The sequence below is a fragment of the Mycobacterium sp. MMS18-G62 genome (genome assembly GCF_053877835.1).
Map to the genome: position 1 here is coordinate 4,980,880 of NZ_CM132662.1, position 24,409 is coordinate 5,005,288.

At 65.1% G+C, this 24,409-nt stretch carries 24 protein-coding genes; 10 read left to right on the forward strand and 14 right to left on the reverse strand.

Going from position 1 to position 24,409, the window contains the following annotated elements; genetic code table 11:
- Positions 1–94: 94 nt before the first annotated feature.
- Positions 95–847, forward strand: coding sequence for a MetQ/NlpA family ABC transporter substrate-binding protein (locus tag ACWW36_RS24820; protein ID WP_456138597.1), 753 nt, complete (start codon positions 95–97; stop codon positions 845–847).
- Between the two features lie 60 nt (positions 848–907).
- Positions 908–1,459: a winged helix-turn-helix domain-containing protein gene (locus tag ACWW36_RS24825; RefSeq protein ID WP_456138598.1), complete on the forward strand. Its 552-nt coding sequence runs from the start codon at positions 908–910 to the stop codon at positions 1,457–1,459.
- A 3-nt stretch (positions 1,460–1,462) separates the two neighbouring features.
- On the opposite strand, the gene ACWW36_RS24830 is transcribed toward ACWW36_RS24825, so the two are convergent.
- From ACWW36_RS24830 to ACWW36_RS24840, 3 genes are all read right to left on the reverse strand, one after another.
- The gene (locus tag ACWW36_RS24830) at positions 1,463–1,855 is read right to left on the reverse strand and encodes a hypothetical protein (RefSeq protein WP_456138599.1); all 393 of its coding nucleotides are present in this window, start codon (positions 1,853–1,855) and stop codon (positions 1,463–1,465) included.
- Between the two features lie 102 nt (positions 1,856–1,957).
- Complete coding sequence (locus ACWW36_RS24835; protein WP_456138600.1) at positions 1,958–3,064, reverse strand: glycosyltransferase; 1,107 nt, start codon at positions 3,062–3,064, stop codon at positions 1,958–1,960.
- Between the two features lie 91 nt (positions 3,065–3,155).
- On the reverse strand, positions 3,156–4,067 hold the full coding sequence (locus ACWW36_RS24840) for a dienelactone hydrolase family protein (RefSeq protein WP_456138601.1): 912 nt from the start codon (positions 4,065–4,067) through the stop codon (positions 3,156–3,158).
- An 18-nt stretch (positions 4,068–4,085) separates the two neighbouring features.
- Here ACWW36_RS24840 and ACWW36_RS24845 point away from each other — a divergent pair, with 18 nt between their 5' ends.
- The 5 genes from ACWW36_RS24845 (at position 4,086) to ACWW36_RS24865 (ending at position 10,818) form a co-directional block, all read left to right on the forward strand.
- Positions 4,086–5,009: an SDR family oxidoreductase gene (locus ACWW36_RS24845; RefSeq protein WP_456138602.1), complete on the forward strand. Its 924-nt coding sequence runs from the start codon at positions 4,086–4,088 to the stop codon at positions 5,007–5,009.
- Positions 5,010–5,250: 241 nt separating this feature from the next.
- The gene (locus tag ACWW36_RS24850) at positions 5,251–6,696 is read left to right on the forward strand and encodes a PE-PPE domain-containing protein (RefSeq protein WP_456138603.1); all 1,446 of its coding nucleotides are present in this window, start codon (positions 5,251–5,253) and stop codon (positions 6,694–6,696) included.
- Positions 6,697–6,821: 125 nt separating this feature from the next.
- Positions 6,822–8,612 carry an N-acyl-D-amino-acid deacylase family protein gene (locus tag ACWW36_RS24855; RefSeq protein WP_456138604.1) on the forward strand — a complete coding sequence of 597 codons (1,791 nt, stop codon included), beginning with the start codon at positions 6,822–6,824 and terminating at the stop codon, positions 8,610–8,612.
- Positions 8,613–8,628: 16 nt separating this feature from the next.
- On the forward strand, positions 8,629–9,045 hold the full coding sequence (locus ACWW36_RS24860; RefSeq protein WP_456138605.1) for a nuclear transport factor 2 family protein: 417 nt from the start codon (positions 8,629–8,631) through the stop codon (positions 9,043–9,045).
- A 9-nt stretch (positions 9,046–9,054) separates the two neighbouring features.
- Positions 9,055–10,818 (forward strand): N-acyl-D-amino-acid deacylase family protein, encoded by a 1,764-nt coding sequence (locus tag ACWW36_RS24865; RefSeq protein ID WP_456138606.1) that lies wholly within the window; start codon positions 9,055–9,057, stop codon positions 10,816–10,818.
- Here ACWW36_RS24865 and ACWW36_RS24870 read toward each other — a convergent pair whose 3' ends face one another.
- The 5 genes from ACWW36_RS24870 to bfr form a co-directional block, all read right to left on the reverse strand.
- Positions 10,819–11,931 (reverse strand): amidohydrolase family protein, encoded by a 1,113-nt coding sequence (locus ACWW36_RS24870; protein ID WP_456138607.1) that lies wholly within the window; start codon positions 11,929–11,931, stop codon positions 10,819–10,821.
- A complete protein-coding gene (locus ACWW36_RS24875; protein ID WP_456138608.1) occupies positions 11,928–13,298 on the reverse strand; it encodes a glutamine synthetase family protein in 1,371 nt (456 codons plus the stop codon). The genes ACWW36_RS24870 and ACWW36_RS24875 overlap by 4 nt, the downstream gene beginning before the upstream one ends.
- A 9-nt stretch (positions 13,299–13,307) precedes the next feature.
- A complete protein-coding gene (locus ACWW36_RS24880; protein ID WP_456138609.1) occupies positions 13,308–13,790 on the reverse strand; it encodes a carboxymuconolactone decarboxylase family protein in 483 nt (160 codons plus the stop codon).
- Positions 13,791–13,848: 58 nt separating this feature from the next.
- The gene (locus tag ACWW36_RS24885; RefSeq protein ID WP_456138610.1) at positions 13,849–15,900 is read right to left on the reverse strand and encodes an MDR family MFS transporter; all 2,052 of its coding nucleotides are present in this window, start codon (positions 15,898–15,900) and stop codon (positions 13,849–13,851) included.
- A gap of 111 nt (positions 15,901–16,011) precedes the next feature.
- On the reverse strand, positions 16,012–16,497 hold the full coding sequence (gene bfr / locus ACWW36_RS24890) for a bacterioferritin (protein ID WP_456138611.1): 486 nt from the start codon (positions 16,495–16,497) through the stop codon (positions 16,012–16,014).
- Positions 16,498–16,737: 240 nt separating this feature from the next.
- Between bfr and ACWW36_RS24895 the strand changes: the two genes are divergently transcribed.
- Positions 16,738–17,370 (forward strand): fatty-acid--CoA ligase, encoded by a 633-nt coding sequence (locus ACWW36_RS24895; RefSeq protein WP_456138612.1) that lies wholly within the window; start codon positions 16,738–16,740, stop codon positions 17,368–17,370.
- 2 nt (positions 17,371–17,372) lie between these two features.
- Entirely contained in the window at positions 17,373–17,570 is a 198-nt protein-coding gene (locus tag ACWW36_RS24900; RefSeq protein ID WP_456138613.1) for a (2Fe-2S)-binding protein, read from the forward strand.
- Here the strand turns inward: ACWW36_RS24900 and ACWW36_RS24905 are convergent.
- The 6 genes from ACWW36_RS24905 to ACWW36_RS24930 are packed head-to-tail and all read right to left on the reverse strand — an operon-like array spanning position 17,567 to position 22,074.
- Positions 17,567–18,646: a phosphotransferase family protein gene (locus ACWW36_RS24905; protein WP_456138614.1), complete on the reverse strand. Its 1,080-nt coding sequence runs from the start codon at positions 18,644–18,646 to the stop codon at positions 17,567–17,569. The two genes, ACWW36_RS24900 and ACWW36_RS24905, sit on opposite strands and share 4 nt — an antisense overlap.
- Position 18,647: 1 nt before the next feature.
- A complete protein-coding gene (locus ACWW36_RS24910) occupies positions 18,648–19,409 on the reverse strand; it encodes an enoyl-CoA hydratase/isomerase family protein (RefSeq protein WP_456138615.1) in 762 nt (253 codons plus the stop codon).
- Positions 19,410–19,425: 16 nt separating this feature from the next.
- Positions 19,426–20,148 (reverse strand): EthD domain-containing protein, encoded by a 723-nt coding sequence (locus tag ACWW36_RS24915; RefSeq protein WP_456138616.1) that lies wholly within the window; start codon positions 20,146–20,148, stop codon positions 19,426–19,428.
- 10 nt (positions 20,149–20,158) lie between these two features.
- Complete coding sequence (locus tag ACWW36_RS24920) at positions 20,159–20,500, reverse strand: thiocyanate hydrolase (protein ID WP_456138617.1); 342 nt, start codon at positions 20,498–20,500, stop codon at positions 20,159–20,161.
- Positions 20,497–21,216 (reverse strand): thiocyanate hydrolase subunit gamma, encoded by a 720-nt coding sequence (scnC, locus tag ACWW36_RS24925; RefSeq protein WP_456138618.1) that lies wholly within the window; start codon positions 21,214–21,216, stop codon positions 20,497–20,499. Before scnC ends, ACWW36_RS24920 begins: the two co-directional genes overlap by 4 nt.
- A 21-nt stretch (positions 21,217–21,237) precedes the next feature.
- Positions 21,238–22,074, reverse strand: coding sequence for an SH3-like domain-containing protein (locus ACWW36_RS24930; protein ID WP_456138619.1), 837 nt, complete (start codon positions 22,072–22,074; stop codon positions 21,238–21,240).
- A gap of 351 nt (positions 22,075–22,425) precedes the next feature.
- Here ACWW36_RS24930 and ACWW36_RS24935 point away from each other — a divergent pair, with 351 nt between their 5' ends.
- A complete protein-coding gene (locus ACWW36_RS24935) occupies positions 22,426–24,399 on the forward strand; it encodes an FUSC family protein (RefSeq protein WP_456138620.1) in 1,974 nt (657 codons plus the stop codon).
- Positions 24,400–24,409 lie beyond the last annotated feature (10 nt).

A 24,409-nucleotide genomic window follows, 5' to 3' on the forward strand; every position in this document is an offset into this window, starting at 1 on the left:
TGGAGTCACCGTGAGTCATACGCTGTAACAATTGGACACAATTGCCCGATGCGCTGCGCTTGCGGCAGATCATGTCGTCGGTAGTGTTCGGTCGGTGAGCAGCTCGGTGCGTGCCATGAGGACCAAGGGCAAGCTGCCGTTGCGCGTCGGCGCCACCCCGGTGCCGCATGCAGAAATACTCGACTACGTCCGCGGGCCGTTGGCGGCATGCGACATCGACCTGCAGATCGAGATCTTCGAAAGCTTCGACGAGCCGAACGATCTGCTGGTCGCCGGCCGGCTGCACGCGAACTTCTTCCAGTACCTGCCGTTCCTTGACGATTTCAACCGCCGCACCGGCAATCGGCTCGTGCCGGTCGTGCCAGTGCACATCGAGCCGTTCGGGCTGTACTCGACGTGGATACGGCACCTGGACGCGATACCCGACTATGCCGAAGTCGCGTTGCCATCCGACCCGGTGAACGTGGACAGGTCGCTGGTGATGCTCGATCAACTCGGCTTGATCGAGTGCGCGCCCGCGAGGCGGTGCTTGGCCACCGTCGACGACATTCGGTCGAATCCACGCCGCTTGGTGTTCAAAGAGCTGACCAGTTGGCTGCTGGCCAGTGTGCGGGCGGACTTCGACGTGGTGTTCCTGTTCGGCAATCAGGCGATGGAATGGGGCGTGGACACCGGGAGCGCCCTGCATTGCGATCATGGCAATCCCGCCTACGCCGAATACCTTGTCGCGCGGCCCGACAACTACGACAGCTTCGCAATGGGTTCGCTCGCCGAGGCGCTGAACGGCGAATCGACCCGCCGGTTCATCGCCGAGACGTACGCCGGACAGGTGCTGGCTGCGTTCTGAGTTGCGCTCAGGGAGACGCAAACCCTGTCGGGATCAGCCCCGGCGCGCGACAGTGATCGGGTGTATCAAGCCGCGGCGCCGCCGTCGAGGCCACCGGTCAACACCGTCCGGGTGGTACTGGTGCTCGACGTGCCCGCCGGATCGCCGGAATTGCCAAGCCGCACAGCACAACTCGCAGACGAGTTCGGCCGGCTGATCGCGCACTCGGTTCCGGGGGTGCGCGCCCGCAAGTCGGTAGTCTCTGTGGGACCGCAGCTCGCCGCTGCCGCGGTTCGTGCAGAGGGCTTGACGATCGACGTCCGCAAGCGCGACGTGCGCATCGACGGGCGGCCGCTACGCCTGACCTACCGTGAATTCGAGCTGCTGTGCTACCTCGCCAGCGTGCCGCGCCGGCCGGTGTCGCGTGCCGAACTCATGCGCGAGGTCTGGCACGACCGCGCTCCCGGCAGCGACGTGTCCTTCCGAACCGTAGACACCCACGTGCGCAGGCTGAGGGCGAAGCTCGACGCTTACGCGAGCGTGCTCACCACGGTTCGCGGCCGCGGTTACCGCTTCGATCCCCGGCCCGACGTCCACTGTCTCGCCGCGGACCTGGGTGCTTGCCCCGCGTGATGTCTACAGCGTTGCCGTGACGGGGCCCAAGGGCTGGCAGACGGGCTTGGGTGGATTGCCGGTGTTGGCGCATCCCCTGCCGGTGGCGATGTACGTCGCACCTGGACGGTATGGCTGGTAGAACACCTGAGCCATCAGAATTCCGTTCTGCTGCGCGCATTGGCCGGGGCCGTCGCTGCCCTGCAATTGCACGCAGGCGACCGTCATGTACGCGACGGAACGGTCACAACCTGCAGGCGAGAGCGTCGCGGTGACCGTGTTGGTGCCCGAAAGCTGGACGACTTGTGGTCCCGACAACGTGTAGGAGCACGGCGGTTGGGCCGGCTCGGCCTTGGCCGGCGCGGCTCCGGCGAGTGCCATCGCCACCGTGACGGCGAGAACGATCGACCGGATCATTCCTGGATCGTAGTTCACCGCAGGCGTCTCTCATCGACGATGAACAGACTCAGGTGAGCGACTTGTTGCACGACAACAGCGCAACCAGGGCGAACGCGGCGCCTACCCGGCGCCCAGCACGTTGAGCATGCCCGCGGCCGAACGTGGCCAGGTGAACTGTTCGGCGCGCCTGCGTGCGCTGTTGCGGCGCAGATGTTCTGGCCGACTGATGACCGAGGTGACCGCGCGCGCAATCGCATCCGGGTGGTTGTCGGCGGCTGCTCCGCTGTCAGCCGTCAGGATCTCGGCCAGCGCGGAGGTGCGCGACACCACGGCCGGCGTCCCGGACGCGAGTGCCTCCAGCGCTGCCAGTCCGAACGTTTCATGCGGCCCGGGTGCAAGTGCGACGTCGGCCGTCGCAAGGATGGTCGCGACGGTGTCGCGGCAGCCGATGTAACCGGTGAAGTCCACAGGCAGGCGGGCGGCTTGGCGCTCGAGCCGGGCTCGCAGTGGTCCCTCTCCGACGACCACCAGCCTGGCGTCGACACCTGAATCCCGCAGTGCGGCAATGGTGTCGATGCTGCGGTGTGCGTGTTTTTCCACAGACAGCCGACCGCAATGCACGAGCAACGTTTGTTCGGGACGGGCCCACTGCTGGCGCATCGTCACCGACCGGCGGCGGGGGTGAAACTGGTCGAGGTCCACACCGAGAGGCACCGTGACGACGTTCGGGGCATGGATCCGGTCGAACTCTTCACGAGCGAACGCCGTCGTGCACACCACAGTGTCGTAGCTGGCGGCGGTGCGGCGGTTCGCAGCGTCGGCGATCGACCGCGCCAAGCCGCCCGGAAGTATTTGTCCGACAAGCCGATCGAGGCGTTCGTGCGAGATCATCACGGTGGCGACGTCGTGTCTGCGGCCCCAGCCGCCGAGCGATCTCAGGGTCAGACGGTCGGACACTTCGATCGCGTCGGGCGCGAGTTGTTCCAGCAGCGCTGTGACCGGGCCCGGCAGCACCGCCCGATAGCCGCCGGTAAACGGAATCAGCTTGGCGGGCAAGCAAATACGGACAACGCCCGACGGGAGTTCGTGCCACTCGGAATGCCCTCCCGGTACGACGAGGAAGACCTCGTGTCCGGCGGCGCAGTACTCCGCGCCCAGACGGTCGACCGCTGTGCGCAGGCCCCCCGAGCGCGGGCCGTAGAAATTCGCGACCTGAACAACCCGCATGAGCTGAATCAGAACCGGCACGCGTGTGCGGTCAACAACGCCTGCTCAACCGATAGGCAAACGTCCCGTGAACGTGCGACCTAGAACCTGCTCATCCGACGTATTTGGTGAGCCAGTCCTGCACGCGGCGCCAGGCGTCGTCGGCGGCGGTGGCGCTGTATCGGTCTCCGGTGTCGTTGAAGAACGCATGGTTGGCGTTGGGTTCGGTGACGAGGTCATGGACGAGGCCCGCCTTTTCGAGGGCCGCCTTGACGACGGGCTCGGTCGCGTTCACACGCTGATCCTGTTCGCCGTAAAACGCCAGCACCGCAACGTCTTTGGAGCCGGAGAAGTCGGGGGTTTCCGGCGCGGGTCCGTAGAACGGAAACGCGGCGGCCAGTTGCGGCGCCCCCGCGGCGAGCAATTGCCACACGAGTCCGCCGCCCATGCAGAAGCCGACGACTGCGATCTTGCGGTCCGGCACTCGCCGTTGCAGCTCGTCGATGCCCGACTTGAGATTGGCGATGAACTCGGCGGGCGGAATCTTGCCCAGCGCGGCAGTCGCCTCAGCCGGATCGGCGAACTTCGCCGTGCCGCCCTGCCCCGACAACAAATCGATCGCGAGGGCCGAATAGCCGATGCCGGCGAACCGGCCTGCGACCGAACGCACCCAGTCGTTCAATCCCTTGTTCTCATGGATGACCAGCACGCCTCCCCTGGCGTTTGACGCTTCCGCCCAGGCCGCCTGCAGATCGCCCTGCGGACCGGGCCAGGTGATCGGGGTGGTGGGCAGCGCCTTGTCCGTTCCCGGCGGCGCAGCGCTGGACGTCGCGGGGCCACTAGAGGTGACCGGCGCATTCGACGTCGGCTTCTTCTCCTCGCTGCACGCGGCGATCAAGGCCGTCGCCGCCGCGGTGCCGACCCCGAGCAGTGCCAGCCGGCGCAGGGCTTCGCGTCTGGACAACAAACCGTCAACATGATCGGTGGCGATTTCTTCGGCGATATAGCGCTGTAAGGGTGTCACATTCGCGAGTATGCCCTCATGGACTGGACACCGGATGGGGATGCGCTACGTGACCGGGTGGCCGTGGTTGCGGGCGGGACGCGGGGCGCGGGGCGAGGCATAGCGGCGGCTCTCGGTGAGGCGGGCGCGACGGTCATCTGCACCGGGCGCAGCAGCATCACAGGAAACGCGCAGTCCGACTACGACCGCCCCGAAACCATCGAGCAGACCGCCGATTTGGTCACCCAGCTGGGCGGCAAAGGCATCCCGATCCAGGTAGACCACCTCGACATCGCCCAGGTGCGCGGGCTTCGCGACCGGATCCAACGCGAACACGGCGCGATCGACATCCTCGTCAACGACATTTGGGGCGCGGAGGTCCTCAAGGGCCCTCCACCGTCGTGGAATCGACCCATATGGGAGCACGACCTCGCCGACGGGCTGCGAATACTTCGGCTCGGCATCGATACCCACGTGATCACCTCACATTGCCTACTGCCACTGTTGGTTACGCGGCCGGGAGGTCTGCTCGTCGAAGTGACCGACGGGACAAAGGAATACAACGACGACACATACCGGATCTCTGTCTTCTACGACTTGACCAAAGTGGCCGTGAACCGGCTCGCCTACAGTCACGGGCACGAACTCCAAGCGTTCGACGCCACCGCGGTCGCCGTGACGCCGGGCTGGTTGCGTTCGGAGATGATGCTCGACAACTGGGGCGTCACGGAGGACAACTGGCAGGCGGCCATGGATCCGGGCCGATCCGATGGCCCCACCGCTCCCCCCGGATTCGCCGAATCGGAGACACCGCGATACGTCGGGCGGGGCATCGCCGCGATCGCCGCGGACGAGGGCCGGTCGCGGTGGAACCAGAGATCGGTCACGTCTGCCGAACTTGCGCGCGAGTACGGCTTCACCGACGTCGACGGACGCCGGCCGGACGGCTGGGCGGGGATATAGCGACCACGATCGGATTGCGCACGGGTTCAGCCCTTGCAAATGCAACAATGTTTGCCAGAAAACGCAGGGAGTGGTCGACACAGGCGTAGGCGTTGGTGCAAACTGCTGGTGTAGCGAGACGTAGCGTCATCAAAGCTCCTCTCGCACACCACAAGTAGTCGCCGCGGTCGGGGGAAAGGTCCGCATGCGCGTTTTCGTCCGCTCCGTAGCCATGTCCGTGCTGGCTCTCAGTGCAGCAATCTTGTTAGCCCTCACGTCCGCAGCGCCCAACGTCTACACGCTGACGGCCGCGCTCTACATCGTCAAGGGCACCAACAGCGCCTTCAACCAGATCCCGGACTCGGCGTATCCGCCGTTTGCGGGCGCATATTTAGCCCTCGTCGGGGTGCCGGACCCGTCGGGTCCCGGTAACCCGCCCGTCCTCGTCCCATACCCGGCGGCGTTCTTCCCGATATCGCCACCCGGGTACATCTTCGCGCCGACGTATGACCAGTCGGTGGCCGCGGGTGTCACCTCACTCGAGTCGCTGCGGCCTCTGTCATCGACGTCAGCCGGGGACGTTCTGTGGGGATACTCGCAGGGCGCGGCGGTGGTCTCCCAGTACAAGAAGGACTACAACGCCGCATATCCGGGAACCGGCACAACGCCACCGGTTCCTCCCACATTCGTGCTCGTTGCCAACCCGAACCGACCCAACGGGGGAATCCTCGAGCGCGGCGTGGCCCTCGGCACCATCCCCGTGTTGGGAGTGACGTTCAACGGTGCGACACCGACCAGCACGGCAGGCGTGCCGGACGGCACGATCACGACCTACGACGTCGCGCGCCAGTACGACGGGATTGCCGACGCCCCGACGAATCCGCTCAATGCCGTCGCCGATGTCAACGCCATCATGGGTTTCGCCTTGCTTCACGGTCAGTACCCGAACGCCGATTTGAGCACCGCGATCGACCAGGGCACATTCGGAGACACGCAGTACTACTTGATCCCCACCTACCCGCTTCCACTGCTGATGCCGGTGACGTCGGTGCCACTGATCGGGCCCATCGCTGCCGACATGCTGGATCCGGCACTGCGCGTGCTCGTCGAAGCCGGCTACGACCGCACCACCAGCCCTGGACAGCCGACGCCGTTCAATCCCCTGTACTTCCCTGACCCGACGGCGTTCACCACGAACCTTCTCGTCGCCGTCCCGACCGGCCTGGACAACGGCCTTCAGGATCTGGGCCTTGGCCGCGCAGCGGGAACGGCGCCGGTGACCAATCCGTTCGGGGTCGGCGGCCCGGCAGCCAACACATCACCCACGCCTGCAATGGTCAGCAGCACAAACGAGCCTGCAGTCGTCGATCCAACGCCGGACACGGCTTCGCCGAACGACCGGCAAGCGGGCACAAGCACCTCGACGACGAGCGTCACGACGCCACAGGACGCACTGCCAGCGATACCCAAACCGCCGACCACATTGGTCAGCAGGCCGCAGCCGCTTCTTCGCGGCCCGATCGGTGGATCGCCGCCTTCGCCAGGAGTAGATGGTGTCGCCTCATCGATCGCCGGCGTCGTCAACCGGACGACGACAGCGATCAGCAATGCAGTCGGCTCGGTCACCACAGCCGCAGGCGATGCGGTGTCCGCTGTCAGCGGCGGGTCAGCCCAAAGCGGCGCGTCGGGCGGCGACGTCAGTCACTAGCGGCTGGGCACTGATGGCTGTGCATTTCGCCCGACAGCACCCCGCATGAGACGGAGTAGACATTTTTTGAAATCTGTTCACAGATTTCGTTGACACCCGCCGAGCGTGCACTGTTCTATGACTTGGTGACCTACGACACGATCATTCGCGGCGGCCGCTGGTTCGACGGCACCGGCGCCCCGTCCGCGGTGCGCAACATCGGTATCCGCGACGGCCACGTCGTAGCGATCACAGCCGGCGAATTGGACGACAAGGGTTGCCCGCAGATCATCGACGCGACCGATAAGTGGGTCATGCCCGGCATGCTCGACATCCATACGCACTACGACGTCGAAGTCCTCAACGGGCCGTCGCTGGCGGAGTCGCTGCGGCACGGCGTGACCACTGTGATGCTCGGGTCGTGCTCGCTGTCGACCATCCATGTCGACGGTGTTGACGCCGGCGACATCTTCGGTCGCGTCGAGGCGATACCCCGCGAACACGTCATCACCGCGGTGGACGAGCACAAGACGTGGACGAATGCCGAGGAGTACATCGCCGCGCTCGAGGCCCGGCCCCTCGGCCCGAACCTTGCCGCCTTCATCGGGCACTCCGATATGCGTGCCGCCACCATGGGTCTGGACCGGGCGACGCGGAACGGCGAACGACCGACCAAGAGCGAACAGGCGCAGATGGAGCGCATGCTCTCGGAAGCCTTGCGCGCCGGATTTGTTGGAATGTCTTCGCAACAACTGCTTTTCGACAAACTCGACGGCGAGGTCTGCCGCTCACGCACGCTTCCGTCGACCTACGCGAAACCGCGGGAGCTGCGCCGGCTGAAGTCCTTGCTCCGGCGGGCCGGCCGGATCCTGCAGTCGGGGCCCGACATTCAGAATCCGCTCAACCTCGGATCGCAACTCGTCCAGTCGCTTGGATTCTTCCGCAATCCGCTCAAGACCAGCCTGCTCTCGGCGGCCGACGTCAAATCCAACCCGTACAGCATCCATGCTCTCGGGCCGGCTGCCCGGTTGATAAATCGGCTCGGCGGCAACTTCCGGTGGCAGCACCTTCCGGTGCCCTTCGAGGTTTACGCCGACGGGATCGACCTCGTCGTGTTCGAGGAGTTCGGCGCCGGTGCCGCCGCTCTGCACCTGCTTGACGAAGTCGAGCGCAACGATCTGATGCGCGATGCGGCCTACCGGCGGCAGTTCCGGAAGGACTACGAGAGCAAGTTCGGCATCCGGGTGTGGCAGCGGGATTTCTTCGACACCGAGATCGTCGACTGCCCCGATGCTTCGGTGATCGGCAAGTCCTTCGGCCAAGTCGGGCAGGACCGTGGCGGCCTGCACCCGGTGGACGCATTCCTGGACCTCGTGCTCGAGCACGGCAAAGCATTGCGGTGGCGCACAACCATTTCGAACCATCGGGCCGAGGTGCTCAAGAAGCTGGCGCGCGACTCCGGCATACAGATGGGCTTCTCCGATGCCGGTGCGCATCTTCGGAACATGGCGTTCTACAACATGGGGCTGCGTCTGTTGCGCCATGTGCGGGATGCCGAGAAAGCCGGCAAGCCGTTCATGACGATCGAACATGCGGTGCACCGCCTGACGGGTGAACTCGCGGACTGGTATCGCATCGATGCCGGCCACCTGCGCATCGGCGACCGCGCCGATGTGGTGGTGCTCGACCCGGAGCGACTGGACGCGTCGCTGGACGATTACGCCGAGGACACCGTCGACCAGTACGGCGGCATGTCGCGCATGGTGAACCGCAACGACGACACCGTCAACGCGGTGTTCGTCGGTGGCCGTGCGGTGTTCCTCGACGGCAAGCCGACCGACCTCGTCGGCAAGCAGCGCACAGGGCGATTCTTGCGCGCGGCGCACAAGGCACCCGCAGTCGCGGTTCAGGAAAGTGAGTTCGCCAGTGTCAGTTGAGGATACGGTCATTGGTATGTGGAAGGCCCTGTCGGCTCGCGACTGGGATTCGGTGAAGACGTTCCTGTCCGACGACTGCATCTATCTGGATGTACCGGTCGGTCCGACGGCGGCTGCGCGCGGCCCCGAAGACATCGTGAAACGACTCAAGATCGGTCTCGAGCCGTTGGCCTCCTATGAGAACTTCGACGGCCTGATGCTCGATAACGGCATCGACGTCATGTATGAGCATCACGAGGAATGGCACTGGCCCACAGGGGAATCGGCGGTCTTGAAGTTCGTCAGCGTGCACCGTGTCGAGAACGGCACGATCACGCTGTGGAAAGACTACTGGGACATGGGGGCGTTGGCCAACTTCGCCCCACCCAGCTGGATGGAGGACTTCGCGAACGCGGACATGTCCTGGGTGTTCGACGCGACCGGTCTGGTCTGAGGAGGAGCGATGTTCGACCTGAAGATCACCGGCGGCACGGTCGTCGACGGAACGGGCGCCGACCGATTCCGCGCGGACATCGGCATCAAGGACGGTCGGATCGTCGAGGTGCGCAGGCGAAACGGTGACGATGTCGGCCTAGAGGGCGACGCGGCGGAGACCCTCGACGCGACGGGTCGCATCGTGGCACCGGGCTTCGTCGACATCCATACCCACTACGACGGGCAGGTCAGCTGGGATCCGCTGTTGGAGCCGTCGAGCCTGCACGGTGTCACCACCGTCGTCGGTGGGAACTGTGGTGTGGGATTCGCACCGGTCGCTCCCGGCCGCGAACAGTGGCTCATCGAGTTGATGGAGGGCGTCGAGGACATTCCCGGCTCCGCGCTAGCCGAGGGCATCACGTGGGGCTGGGAAACGTTCCCCGAATACCTCGACGCCGTCGAAAAGCGCCCGCTCGCCGTCGATTTCGGCACCCAGATCCCTCATGGCACGGTGCGTGGCTACGCGATGGGCGACCGCGGTGCCCGCAACGAGGAAGCCACCGGCGAGGACATCGACGCGATGGCCCGGATCGTCCAGGAGGCCATCGAGGCCGGGGCGCTCGGCTTCTCCACCTCACGCACCGAAGGGCACCGTGCCATCGACGGTGAGGCGGTCCCCGGGACCTACGCCGCTGAACAAGAGCTATTCGGCCTGGGCCGAGCGATGGCCGCGGGCGGTCGCGCCGTCTTCGAAGTGGCGCCGCAGGGTGTCGCCGGAGAAAGCCCGGCCGAGGCGTCGATCCGCGAACTCGAGTGGATGACCAAACTGGCCGCGGAGATCGAACGGCCCGTGTCGTTCGCCTTGATCCAGACGCCCGGAGCCCCCGACCTGTGGAAGGAGATGCTGGAGCGTGCCGGCAAGGCGCTCGAGAACGGGATCGAGGTCTACGCACAGATCGCGGCCCGGCCGTTCGGCATGTTGTTCGGCTTCCCCGGATATCACGCATTCACGCACCGCCCCACCTACCGCAAGTTGAAGGCAGAACTGCATCGCGACGAGTTGGCGCGACGCCTGGCGGACCCGGGAGTGCGCGCGACGATCCTGTCCGAGTCCGATCTGCCGCCGGACCCGGCGGTGCTGTTCGACGCGATGTACGGCCTGATCCAGCACAGCGCCGACAAGATCTACGCGATCGGCGATCCGCCCGACTACGAACCGACCAGCGAGCGCACCGTCGCCGCCATCGCCGAGGGCCGCGGCGAGGACCCGCTGGCCACCATGTACGACCTGATGCTCGAATCCGACGCCTCAGCGCTGTTGATGCTGCCGTTCTACAACTACGCGGCGGGCAACCACGATGCCATCCGCGAGATGTTGACACACCCCGCCGCCGTGTCGGGGCTGTCCGACGGCGGTGCCCACTGCGGGCTGATCTGCGATGCCTCCTACCCGACGTTCCTGCTGACCCACTGGGCCCGCGACCGGCATCGAGGCCCGAAGCTCTCGCTGGAGTATGTCGTGCGCAAGCAGACCCTGGACACCGCAACGCTTTTCGGCCTTTCCGATCGCGGGGTCATCCAGGTCGGCAAGAAGGCCGATCTCAACGTCATCGATATGGACTCCCTCACCCTCGAGTTGCCGAAGATGGTCTATGACTTACCCGCCGGCGGCCGCAGGCTGATCCAGGGCGCCAGGGGCTACGACGCCACCGTGGTCAGCGGAGCGGTGACCCGCCGCCACGGGGTGGACACCGGCGCCAGGCCGGGGCGGCTGGTGCGCGGGGTGCGCTAGTCAGCCCAGCCGGTAGACGCGGCGTGCGTTCTCGTTGGCGATGAGGTCGACCACTCGGACCGCATCGCGCTCGCTCCACTCACCGGCACCGACGAAATCCTCGAGGGTCTCGCGAATACCGTTACGCCACAACCGTGCTCCGAGATAGTGCAGTTCCGGCGGTCCGAACGCGTCAGACGAATACACGATCTTGCGGAACGGCGCCATCTCCAGCAGGCGGCCGATGAAGTCCGCCGAGCGGGCACCGAGGTAGTTGACCGCCAGGCCGCCGTCGAGGTAGACGTTGTTGAACGCTTGGGCCAGATAACCGGCCTCGCGCTCATACGGATAGCAGTGCAGCAGCATGATCGGCGTCTGCCCGCTAGCGCGCAAGAAGTCCAGCAGAAACATCGGGTTGGTCGTGTGCAAGTCACAATCGCGATCGCCGAATCCAACGTGAAACTGCAGCGGCTTGCCCAGCCGCAGCGCCTGATACAGCCCGAACCGTACCAACACGCGGTCGGTCAATCTCGCGCCGCCGCCGTCGCGCCACCTGCTCGCCGCGTCGGCGACTTCCGCAGGCGTCGGCTCGGAGAGATCGCCTGCGAAACCGCCCCGGTACGCCAGGATCGATTTGGTCGCGACGGCCGACTTGGTGCGCTCGTTCAGGATCGCTTCGAATGCCGCCGCGTAATCCCCTGGTGCTCTTGCCGCTTCCTCGGCCACCGACTCGAGACGGACGATCTCATGGACCCGGCCGACCGTGAGACCGGCCAAACCGTCGAGATCAGTTACCCCACTGTCGAATCCGGTGTCGACCAGCCAGTCCGACACGTTCGCCGGCGACAGAAACAGCTTGGCGAGTTCCTCTCCGGCGAACTCGCTGCGCCGGGCCCAGTACGTATCCGGGTCGGCGTGACGGGGCAGCCCGAGAAGCGGCGCACAATGCGCGCGCACCGCGAACCCGAGTTGTGTATCCCATGCCGAATCGAAGTCTGCGAGCGGCTCGACATTGGCCTCGTTGAGGCCGTTCTCGAACCGCGTGCGGTCAACCGGTCGCACCCAGCAGCCGTGCACATGATGGTCGATCAGGTTCACTGCCTCGACGTGCTCGCCCAACGCGGACAAGCTCATACGCTCCAGGCCAGGCGGAACTTGTCAGCCAGCTCGTCGGGGCTCAGCACGCCGTAGTTCTCCTGCTCGTATCGGCGCACCCCGACCACTGCGTCGACCGCCTCATCACCGAGAATTCCTCGCAGCAACGAAGATTGGTCCAGCGCGTCGATGGCTGCGGTCTGCTGTGTGGGCAACAAGACGATTCCCGCTTCGTCGCGCTGACTGTCTGTCAGAGTGTCGGGATCGACAGTAGTCTCAGAAGCCAGTGGCAGTTTTCGCTCGATACCGTCGAGCGCCAGCCCGAGAATGGCCGCGGTCGCGAAATATGGATTCGCAGACGGGTCGACGATCTTCACCTCGACATTCCCGCCGTGCGGATTGCTCGGGCCGCCGGTCAGGAATCGCACTGCGGCCTCTCGGTTTTCGGTGCCCCAACACACATACGCGCCAGACCAGTGACCCGGCTGCGTGCGCAGACCAGACAGCACGGAGCCGGACAGCACACCTTGCGCCTGGGACAGACCCGCCAGAAGCCCCGCCACCGCTGACTCGCCCTCCGGCGTCATGCCGCCTGCGCCGGTTCCGTTGGCGAACAACGGACTCTTGGCACGCGTCAACGAGAAGTGTTGATGCGCACCGGACCCGACGCTTCCCGCGAACGGCACGGGAGACATGCTCACGCGCAGACCATGCCGGCGGGCCGCCCTGCCGACGATGATTCGCATCAGCACCAATTGGTCGGCCGCAGCGACGGGCGGCTGCGGCGAAAGGGAGATCTCGAACTGATTCTGGCCGTACTCCGGGTGGAACTGTTCGATCGCGACGCCCGAACTGCTTGCCGCGTTGACGACATCGCGCACAAAGCCTTCGAACTCCAGCACACCGGCCAGGCCGTACTGGGCCCACAGGTGTGACGGCAATCGGGATCCGTCGGGGCCAACAAGGATGAACTCCATCTCGTGACCCACCATCGCGGCCAGGCCGGCCTCTGACAGACGCTCTGCCACTCGACGCAGCACGCCGCGACTGCAGTATGGGTCCGGTGAGCCGTCCTGGTTGAAGAATGCCCCTGGCGCCCAGGCTAATCCGTCACCAAGTATGCGAAGTGCGCTCAGGTCGATGCGGATCCGCTGATCCCCCACCGGCCCAATCGCCCCGCCTGTGACGATGCCCGTCTGATCGATCGTGAAACCATGCCAGACCGGGCTTGCGCCGAGGCCCGGATCGGCGAACGCGCCCATCCGTCGCAACGGCACGGTCTTGGCGTGTATGAGTCCGGCAGGGTTGACGACGGTGCCGATCAGCGTGGCGACCCCGTCGGCCTCCAGTTGGGCGATCGCCGCTGCGGCTAGAGGTTTGGCTGCCCGCGATGTCACAGCAGCCATTGTCCAACGTTAGAGCGTGATCTTGCAGGTTTGGCCGATGTCGAGCGTGCGCAATACGCGACCCATGCCAACCCACAGCGCACACGAGAGCGCGAGGTCGGTGATCAGTTCGTCGCTGAAGTACTCGCCGGCGCGTTGCCAGAAGTCGTCGTCGTCGCGTAGCGCGGTGTGGTCGGTGGCGAACCGGTATGCGAACTCCATCGCGATGCGCTCAGCGTCGCTGTAGCCCTGCCACGTGCGCCACTCGGGCGCGTGGTCGTAGAACTCCTCGTCGATGCCCGCCGCGGCGCCGTCGGAGTCGCGGGTGTTCTGGCACACCACACACTCGTTGGCGTGGGCGATCACGATCCGGGCGGCCTCGCGGACCCGCAGTGGCAACCGGCCCTTGGTGTAGACGGCATGGCTGAAGTTCGCGAGCGCGGTGCCGAGGTCGGGCGATTTGACCGCGAACGCGGTGACATCGTCATCGGCAAAAGCTCCAATTCGGCTCATGGCCGAATCGTACGCCGCAGCCGGTAAAAGTGGAACACGTTCTAAAAAGGCCACCGAATCAGCTGGCTGCGGCCAGTTGCGCCCGCTCTTCGTCCCAGTCCCGCTGCACCAGCACGCGATGGGCGATCCGCTCCAAAGCCGCCTCCACCTGGACGCGATCCGGTCGTCCTTCGAAGGATGGCGACGAGGCCAGCTTCTCGACGATCCGGTTGATCAACGCCGACGAAACGGCGTCGACCTCTCGGGCGCCCGCCTGCGTGAGCCACAGCTGATCGCCGGTGCGCAGGGCGTAGCCGGTCTCGACCGCCCGGTCGAAGGTGGGCTCGAGCACTTCGCACGGCACCCGCAGGCGATCGGCGATCTCGGTGAGCCGCGCTGTACCGAATACTTGCTTGTTTCGATAGATCTGAATCAATGCCCACAGCCGCGCAACGTCGAGGTTGCAGCCCGGCCTTTCGCAGATGTTGCGCAGGCGGATCTCCGGCGACTGCCGCATCATCCGGCCGATCGCGATCTCCAGCACCTTCTGGGCAGAGTCGCTACTCGGCATGCCGAATCCCTCGCCGAGATCGACGGCATTGACGGCGTCCATCTCACGCAGCGGTACCTCTTTGAGCGTCAACGCCACGAGGAAACCGACGAACGCCACGGGGGCCGCACACAGGAAAACGAGGCCGAGAGAATCGGCGTAGGCGTTGACGATCGGCGCGGCGACCTCATGCGGCAACCGGTGCAACACCTGCGGGGACTGCGCGGCGGCGGGCGGTGCGCCGCCGGCAGCCAGTGCCGGGCCGATCCTGTCAGCGAGGAAGTTCGTGAACAGCGACCCGAAAATCGCTGCGCCGAAAGAACTTCCGATCGTCCGGAAGAATGTGACGCCTGACGTCGCGACGCCGAGGTCTTCGAAGCTCGACGTGTTCTGCACGATCAGGATCAGAACCTGCATGCACATGCCGATGCCCGTGCCCAGGACGAACAGGTACAGCGACTGCACGAGCATCGGTGTCGACGCGTCCATCCGGGACAGGAGCACGAAGCCGAGGACCATCACCGCGGTGCCGACGACCGGGAAGATCTTGTACCTGCCGGTGCGGCTCACGAGAACGCCGCTGCCCATGGATGTCAGCAGCAGGCCGGCCACCATCGGCAGGGTCCGCAGACCCGACACGGTGGCCGAAACCCCGTCGACGAACTGCATGAACGTGGGCAGGAACGTCAGGGCGCCCAGCATCGCGAAGCCGACGATGAACGACAGCACGCAGCACACCGTGAACACGGGGCTGCGGAATAACCGAATGGGCAGAATTGGTTCTGCCGCACGGCTTTCCACCCACACGAAGACGGCTAGCGCCAACGCGGAGCCGACGAACAGACCGATGATCACCGGCGAGGTCCATGCGTATTCGCCACCGCCCCAGCTGGTGGCCAGTGTGAGGCCCGACGCGCCGAGGCCGACCAATACGATGCCGGCGTAGTCGATGGCGGGACGGCGGGTCTTGCCGAGGGCCGGGATGGCCGCGGCGGCCACGAAAAGCACCACCACGGCCACGGGCACATTGATCCAGAAGGCCCAGCGCCAGCTCAGATGGTCGGTGAAGAATCCGCCGAGCAGCGGGCCGATCACCGTGGTGACGCCGAAGACGGCGCCGAGCGCGCCCTGGTAGCGCCCGCGGTCTCTCAGCGGGATGACCTCGCCGATCAGCGCGGTGGCCGTCACCATGATGGCGCCGCCGCCGATGCCCTGCAGCGCCCGCGACGCGACCAACATCGTCATCGACCCTGCGAGCCCGCACAGCACCGAGCCGACAAGGAAGAACAGCACAGCGACGCCGAACACAACCTTGCGGCCGAACAGGTCGCCCAGCTTGCCCACGACCGCGGTGACGATGGTGGAGGCCAGCAGATAGCTTGTCACGACCCAGGATTGGTGCCCTGCGCCGCCGAGGTCGGCAACCACCGTCGGTAGCGCGGTGGCGACGATCGTCTGGTCGAGCGCGGCCAAGAGCATGCCGAGCAGCACCGCAACGAAGACGAAGTTGCGGCGCTGTGGGCTGATCAGCGCACTGCCGGATTCGGGATCCGTGGCAGTGGCCACTGCCGGACTTGTCATACCTGCCTTCCCTGGGCGAGCGACTCTAAAGCCATATCGTTAGACAGGCTAGAAAAGTTACCGCCGACGAAAGGGTTGCCGATCCGGCGCGGGTAGAAACGGTGCGTTGGCTTACAGCGACGTGGGTGGACGCGACACGCACTGGGCGAGATAGAGCTGCTCGCCGAGCTTGTCCATCAGCTGCAGCTGGGTCTCGAGATAGTCGATGTGGTCCTCTTCGTCGGCGAGGATCTTCTCGAACAGGTTCGCGGTGGTGGCGTCTTCCTTTTCGCGGCACATGACGATTCCCGGCTTCAGCCGCGCCATCACCTCGTATTCGATGGCCAGGTCGGCCTCGAACTGTTCACGCAACGTCTGACCGACACGCAGTGAAAAAAGGCGCTGATAATTAGGCAGCCCGTCCAAAATGAGGATGCGGTTGGTGATTTCCTCCGCGTGCTGCATTTCCTCGAACGATTCTTTACGCGTATGTTCGGCGATCTCGGTGAAGCCCCAGTTCGCCTGCATCTTGGAATGCAGGAAATACTGGTTGATAGCGGTTAGTTCGCTCGTCAATTGCTCATTGAGCAATTTCAGAACGTCCGGATCACCTTGCATCGTCGCTCCTAAGCACCCTTGAGGGCTGGTCAAGTGTCGCTGTCTGCCGTGCGAGTCCAATCTAGTGCAGGACACCCACCCGAGCGTGCCTTTGCGGTTGAGGCACGCGTGTTTTCGACCGCTACCCGGCGGCCATGGTCCTGGAAGCGCGCAGATGAACCAACCGGCCTGGACTGCCTACGCAAAGTAAGGTTAGACTGCACTAACACCAGCAACCGGTGCGGACAGACAGGGAAAGTGATGGGTGGGAACGAGCTGCACTCGCTCATTCTCGCCTGTGATTTTCGTGTCGACGATGTCGATCGCATGTGGAAATGGCTGAAAAAGCACCGCGACGGCCTGGCATCGATCGGTGCGCATCACGTTGTGTTGTACACGTCGATCTGGGAGCCGCGGCGAGTATTGGTGACAATCGGTATTCGACAGGCCGGCCCTGTTCGCGAAGTATTGCGTTCGCCCGCGATATTCGAATGGTTCAATATTTCCGGCGTCGACGATATTCCGCCCGTATTCGGCGGGGAGGTGGTCGAGAAAATCGACCTCTATGCGCCTTCGCCAGACAACCACGTCGGCCGGGTCATCGTCGGCGTGATGTCCTCCGTCGACGATGTGCCCTCCCTGATGGACAAGGTCCACGACGGGCTGGAGCGATTCAAACGTGGTGGCGTCCGAAAGATCTGGGTGTATCGGGCGCTCGACGACGGACGGGAAGTGATGATCCTGCAGGAGGTCGCCGACGAGGTCGCCGCGAGGCAGTGGATCGATCATCCGGACGCTGCAGCGGAGTGGATGTCCACCGCCGGGTTCGGCGCCTACCCCACCCAGTTCGTCGGAACGTTCGCCCATCTGATGACCATCGACGGACAGGGCTGAAGATGTTCGTCTGCCTGTGCACCGGGACCACCAGCCACGTCGTCAACGATGTCGTGGCCAACGGCGCCAAGACCTCGAAACAGATCGCCGAGGCCTGCGGCGCCGGTAGCGATTGCGGTCGATGTCGGCGCACCCTGCGCGCGATCATCGAGGCCCACTATCAAGTCAATGGCTGTGCGACGGAGGCCGTGAGCCGTTAGTCGATCAGCTGGCGGATTCGTTCGACGCAGAACCCGATCAAGTCCATGTCGTCGGTGAGTAGGCCATCGGTGCGCAGCCGAGTCTCCAGCCGCAATATCGGGATGCCCAGCTCGACCGCCGCGAGCACTTCGTTGTAGCGGAGATTGCGGACCTGGCGGCCGGACATGTCCTCGTAGCGTTCGATCGTTTCCTCTCGGCTCGGCGTCCCGTCGAGCCGCTGCACACCTTGGTATTCCGAACACGCCCAATCCAAGAACAGCAACCAGGCCAGGTCGGCCTCGTGGTCGCCGATGTAGGCGAGCTCCCAGTCGAGCACCGCGACGACCTCGAACTGCGCGCCGTACAGGATGTTCGACAAGCGGCTGTCGCCCCAGCACAGCACGAGGTGCTCGGGTTCATAGATGTTGTCCCGCAGCCACTTCGTGGCGGCGACAAGCTCGTCGCGGGGGTTACCGTCCGATGCCCACCCGAGCAGTTCCGAGCAGAAGTTCACGACCTGCTCGAGCGGGCGGGCGCCAAGCCTCGGCATGAGCAGGTGGTCCAGCCGCAGCCGAGTCCAGTCCAACGCGTGAATGTCGGCGATGGCCTGAACGCAGCCCCACCACATGGTGGCCCGCTCGTCGGGTGCGGCGTCGAAGTAGAGGCCGTCGGTGTGATACGAAGGCCAGTCGCCCGGGCTGCCGATGGTCGGCAGCTGTTCCATTACGAAATACGGCGTGCCGAGCTGGCGGTCATCGCGGTCGAGCCAGTGCACATTCGGCACGGTGATCGGCGTGTCCTGCAGGCGATTCATCACCAGGACCTGACGCAGCAGATCGTAGGTCGGATACAGGCTGACCGCAGGTGGACGACGAAAGACCAGCTGCTGCAACGTAATTAGGCCATCGGGCCCGTCGGTTTGCAGGTCGAAGAGAAACGTCTCCGTGGACAGCCCGCGTTCTGCTGTTCTCCAATTGGCGATGCGGGCGTCGTTCGCGCCTGGGATTCTCTCTCGCACGATCGGCTCGAGCAGCGCAGCGATCTCGTCCGGCGCTGGGCGACGGGTTGGCGTTGCCGACGCGGACGACGTACCCATGTCAGTTAGGCGTTCGCTTTTCGGCGAATGCCGCAAGCGCTTCGGCGTTGGCCGCGGCACCCATTAGTTCGGCGAAGTGCTGGACCTCGCGGGCGGTGGCCGCTTTGATCTCGGCGCGGGTCGGATCCACGATCGTCTGCTTCACCGCCATCAGGCTCGGAATCGGCCGAGACGCAAGGATTTCGGCATGGCGACGGGCTTCGGGCAATAGGTGCTCTGGTTCACACACCTTCCACGCCAGGCCCATGCGGTGCGCCTCGTCGGCATCGACCCACTCCGAGGACATCAGCAGCCAAGCCGCGTTCTGCCTGCCGATCAGTCGCGGCAACAGATACGAGGACGCCGCCTCGGGCGCCACGCCGAGGCTGGTGAACGGCGTCTTCAACCGGGCGGCCGTCGACATGAACACCAGATCCGCGTAACCGAGAATCGTTGTGCCGATGCCCACTCCGACTCCATTGACCGCACAGATCAGCGGCTTGGGCAGGTCGGTAAGCGCGTCGATCAACGTCGTGAAGTGGCTGCCCTGCTCGTTGAACGTGGGATCGGTGATGCGCCTCTGCATCTCGTTGAGGTCGTTTCCCGCGCTGAAAGCCCGCCCCGCGCCGGTGAGCAGGACCACCGCCACCTCCGGGTCGGTCGCCGCATCGAGCAGCGCGACCGCGGTCGCGTGGTACAGCTCCTCGTTGAACGCGTTGAGTACATCGGGGCGGTTCAGCGTGAGCGTGCGAACCCGGTTGTCATCGGTGATCTGGAGAGTCACGGCAGCAGCGTAAGCGTTAAGCGTTGCTATCCACCCGGGTGGGTGCGAATGGCGTCCGAAAGACATAGCGACTCGTCGGCACCGTGTCGATGTCGCGGTTGGCGCCGAACGCGGTGGTACTGGCCACCATGCGCTCCATCCGGTCGCGTAGATCGTCATCGTCGGCGGCACCGAAGAATGCGTGCAGATCGGATGTCGCCTCGATCGGGAAGAGTTCCTCGACGATCGCGTCGACGACCGGTGCCCCTGGTGTCAGCGCACGCACGACCGCATTCTGCGTGTACCCGAACGTCGACTGGGTTTCGATGGCCACCGGGGTGTGGTCGATATGCCAGCGTGTCAGCCACGTCGCTTCATCGAGGTCGTCCGGCCGGCGCAGCAGCGCGATATTCGCCAGCCCCTCGGTGCGCTCGCCCGGGGCGGTGTCGGGCGGCGGCAGTGGCACCGATTCGGTGACGAGGTACGCCGCGACGTCGTCGCATTCCTTTTCCAGCCGGGCGATTGCCGCGCGCACTTGATCGCCATAGGACTGGTGTGTCCATAGCGTCACGAACCCGACGACCGGCGGATCCAGCGTCGTCAGGGTCATCAGCGACTCACGCACGGGGTCGTCACGGACATTGACCGCGAGCCCGGCAACACCAGTGTCGAGAATCTCAGCCGCGACGTCGTCACGCAGGCGGCGGCACCATGTTTCGTCGACGTTGGCACCCCGCAGGGTGATGATGACCTTTTCCACGACGTTGAATCTAGGCTTCGAGCCTTTCGCGGATGTGCCTTAGCCGTTGTTTGAGTTCGGCCTCGTCGATGATTCCGCGAGACAGGAGGGAATGTGCCAGTGAAACAAGCTGGTTCTCCGGGTAGGGCAAGCTCGCGTAAACGGTTGCCGACAGGGCATCTTCTTCGTCGCGTCGCTCTTTGAAGTCGGGGAGGTTCTCGTCGCATGCGGCGTGGTCGAGGGCGTCGCACAGCCCGTCGAGGCTGGTCTTCCACGGCGGCACGGGGTTCTCGACGCCGTACTTGGCGGCCATCACCGGCCAGACTTGATTACGCTCGACGATCTCCTCGAGGGCTTCGATTCGCTCGCTCATCCGGCGGTCCCCGGGTGGACAGCCGGACGCGTATCGGTAATCACATTGGTCGAGACGCCGGGCTTCGGCAACGCGACACCGATCAGACAGTCGCGCGTGATGATCTCCATCAGCTGGTCCTCACTCCAGCCGTCGGTGCCCTCCGGACGCATGGGCATCACCATGAACCGGTGTTTCTGATTGGAATCCTGTACATGGATGGAGATTTCGTCGGGCAGGTACAGCCCGAATTCGGCAAGCACCTGGCGTGGCCATCGGACCATGCGCCTGCGGTAATTGGGCGTGCGATACCACTCGGGTGAATTGCCGAGGATCGGCCGTGGGTAGCAGGAGCACAACGCGCAGACGATCACGTTGTGCACCGTTGGCGTGTCCTCGAGTATTTGGAACGCGGTGAAGTCGCTTGGCGTGCCAAACCCGGTGGGTTCCATCCAGTCCACGCCGACCTCTTTACTCGCCGTCATCGGCTCGGTGAGGGCAAGCGTCTTGAACTCCGGATCCAGCCACGCCTTGGCCACCAACCGTGCCGCGGGGGTGGGGCCGATCTGCTCGGCGAACTCAGTGAAGAGGCGGTGCTCCTCCGCGGTGAAGATGCCTTTCTCGATGCACAACTCGCGCAGCGCGATCTCCAGGACTTCGAAGTCGGTGATTTCGTCGACCATCGGGGCGACAGTGCGCTCATGGTCATGGTCATGATCGTGACCGTGATCAGTCATGCAAAACCTTTCTCGTGCAGCTTATTTGACGGCTTCCAGCCAGTGCTCGGGGATCTCGGTTTGGACGACGTCATCGGCGGTTCCGGTGTAGCCGTACCAAAGCTCAGACATGTCGAACCGGACCACGTAGAACCATTCGGGTGTCGCCGGTCGGTCCCAGGTCTCGTCCTCAGCGGCCGGGCTTTCATAGGCCACCGCCGCGATCTCCCCTCTCGCGCCGCGCACATACTCCGGCGTGCGGGTGTAGAAGATCACCGGAAGCTCGCGCACGACCACCGCGTCGCCGACCTTGAACTTCGGCTGGCCGGCCTGTCCGGCGTACACCTGGGGATCGCCCTTGCCCACTGCGCGCTTGTGGTGCTCGTTGCGCTTGACTTGCGACCCGTCGCCTTCAGACTTCGGCTTGGCTTCGAGCGTCTTGCCGGCCAGACCGCCCTCGTAGCGCGCCTTGACCTCGGCCATCCGTTCGCTCAGCTCGGTCAGGCCGATGTGGTGTTTCTCGACGAGGACACGGGCGACCGCAAGCAGCCACCGGCCGTAGTACGGCAGCCCCAGATACTCGGCCCTGCCGACGTCGACGTTCCCGATCCGACGACGTTCCTCGGACAACCAGATCCCACGCCACGCGAGGACCTCGCAGATGACATAGGTCATGTGCTCCCAGAGTTCGTACTGCTTGTTCTCGTACTTCATCGGGGCATCCGGCTCACCACCGACGTCGTGCACCGGCTTCAGATACGCGGTGATGCGCGCGTGGTCCAGCATGTCGGGAGTAGGCGCGTCGGGAAGCTCCGGAAAGGCCGACTTGAGTCGGGCGACGAGATCCAGTTGGGTTGAACGCTCTGCGGCCGTACTCATGAGAGCTCCCTTCGTTTGCCGGATGGGCTGCGCAGACCTTCGCAAAATGCAGAGAGGGACCCACGACGTGAGGTCCAAGGAATCTGGAACATCCGGTAGAAGCCAGCAACGCCGTCGGCGGCGACGGCGTCGTCGGGCATCGGCACCTCCGGCTGCTCTTCGGATCGGTTAGCTGACGGTACCTGGAACACCCCGGCTCATGTGGTCGAATCGATTACGGAATGCCAACGGGTATGCAATGTGCCGCAAAGCATTTGACGGGGGTGTTCTTTTCTAACAATGTGCTATCGAGACGGGATTTGCCGCGTGTGCTCCAGCATGCGGCGACCTTAGTGGAGTCAAAATAGGCAGGTGACCACGCCAAGGGGGGCGATCGACGCCCTTCGGCTGACCACGCCGGACATTGGCGCGGTGTCACGCAGCGTGCTCGGTGTACTGGCGATCGCAGCGGTGGCGTTGGCGTGGGGTTCAGGCAGCGCGGCGGTGTGGGCAGCCGCCGCGGCCGCGATCGCCGGGGGCATCGCCTTGCAGGACAGCCCGGGTGGGCGCGTCCCGCTCGTGATCGTGATCTCGATACAGATGGGCGCAGCCGTATTTCTCGGCGCCTTGACCGCGTCGTACAACGTGGTGTTCATCGTCGTGGTCAGCCTGTGGTGTCTTGCGGCCGGCATGCAGTGGGCACTCGGCTCCAACCCCGGTCTGGTTGGAGCCGCCACCGCTTCCCTACTCGTCATCGCGCCGCCAACCGCGCCGTCGGTCAAATGGGTGGTTGCGTCGACGCTGTTGACCGTCGCCGCCGGTTGTGTGCAGGCGGCGTTGATTGCCGTGTGGCCGCCGCAGCGCTGGCGCGAGCAGCGCGATGCGTTGGCGCGGACCTACCGATCGCTGGCCGCCGACGCGCGCACGGTCGCGGCGCACTCCGACGCGGAGGTGGGCGCGGCTCCGCTGACGTCGCTGCGGGAAGTGTTCGCCGACAGTCAGGCTGCGCGACGACCAGAGGCCTACCAGGGCGGGTACCGGCTGCCGGAGAGAATCACCGCGACGCTGGACTCACTGCGCGGGGGCGGTGAGGACGTTTCGGAAGTGCTGAGGGCCGCCGCGGTGTTCCTCGACGCTATTGCGGACCACAGCCATGCTGCGCGACGGGAGGCCGAATATGCGCTGGCCCGCGTGGACGCAGCGGTTGCCGCAGTCACTGGTCCTGAATCGGCTATGGCACAACGCTTTTCACAACTGCTGCACGAGGCGTCCGCTTCAAGGTTTGGCGAACTGCGACGCCCCGATCTGATCGCGTCACTGGGCGCTGCGGCGACCCAGGTGCGCGCCCAATTGACGCGGACCTCGCCCGTACTTCGGCATGCCGTGCGGTTGTCGGCGGCCACGGCGCTCGGCGTCGCGGCAGATCGTTTTGGCGCGATCAGCCACGGTTACTGGATCGCACTGACCGTCCTTGTCGTGCTGCGGCCCGAAACGGCGCATACCTACACGCGCTGCGTCGGACGTGCCGCAGGTATCGCAGCGGGAATCGCTGTCGCGTCGGCGATCACGATGATGTGGCAGCCGACGGGTGCCTCAGCCGCCGTCGCGGCGGTGGTTTTTCTGTTCGTCACGCATGAAGTGACACGATTCGGGTACCTCGCGTCGAGCGCGGCATTGGCGGCGACGATCGTGTTCCTTCTCGACATCGACGCTTCGGCGGCCGGCGCCACGATCGAAGAACTGTTGTTCGCGGTGGTTATCGGCGGCGGCCTGGCGGTGCTGGCCCACGTCATGCTGCCCGATCACGCCCTGATTCGCCTTCATCAGCGTGCGGGGGAACTACTGAAGACCGAGATCGATTATGCCGCAACGGTGGTCAAGGCGTTCGTGCACGAACTCGACCACCCGTCCGAGGCGGTGTCCGCGGCGTGGCAGCGCGCATACCGCGCCCGCGCTGCGTTCGAAGCCGCGTCCGGCGCAACCCGGGCCGACGCGGCCGAGCTTCGCCGATGGCTGCGGACCTACCGCACCGCGCTGAACGCCGTCACGAGCGCGTGCACGTCTTTGGAGAGCAGCCTGCCCGCCCAACCGTCGACGGTGTTGAGCCGCGAATTCGTCGCGGCCGTCGACGATTACGTGGAGGCGCTGCGCGGTGCTCCGCCGAGCCCCGCTCGGCCCTGGACTGTAGACATCGCCGAACTGACGGCAGCCGATCAGAAGGTCCGCGAGGAAGCGTTGCGGCTGGCGCCAGGCAGCGGGGCGCCGCGAGTGCTGGTGGCCGAGCTCGCCACGATCACCCGCAGCCTCGCGGGCATCGCTGCTACGCGCGATCCGAGGTCGTCCTGATTGGCTCCGG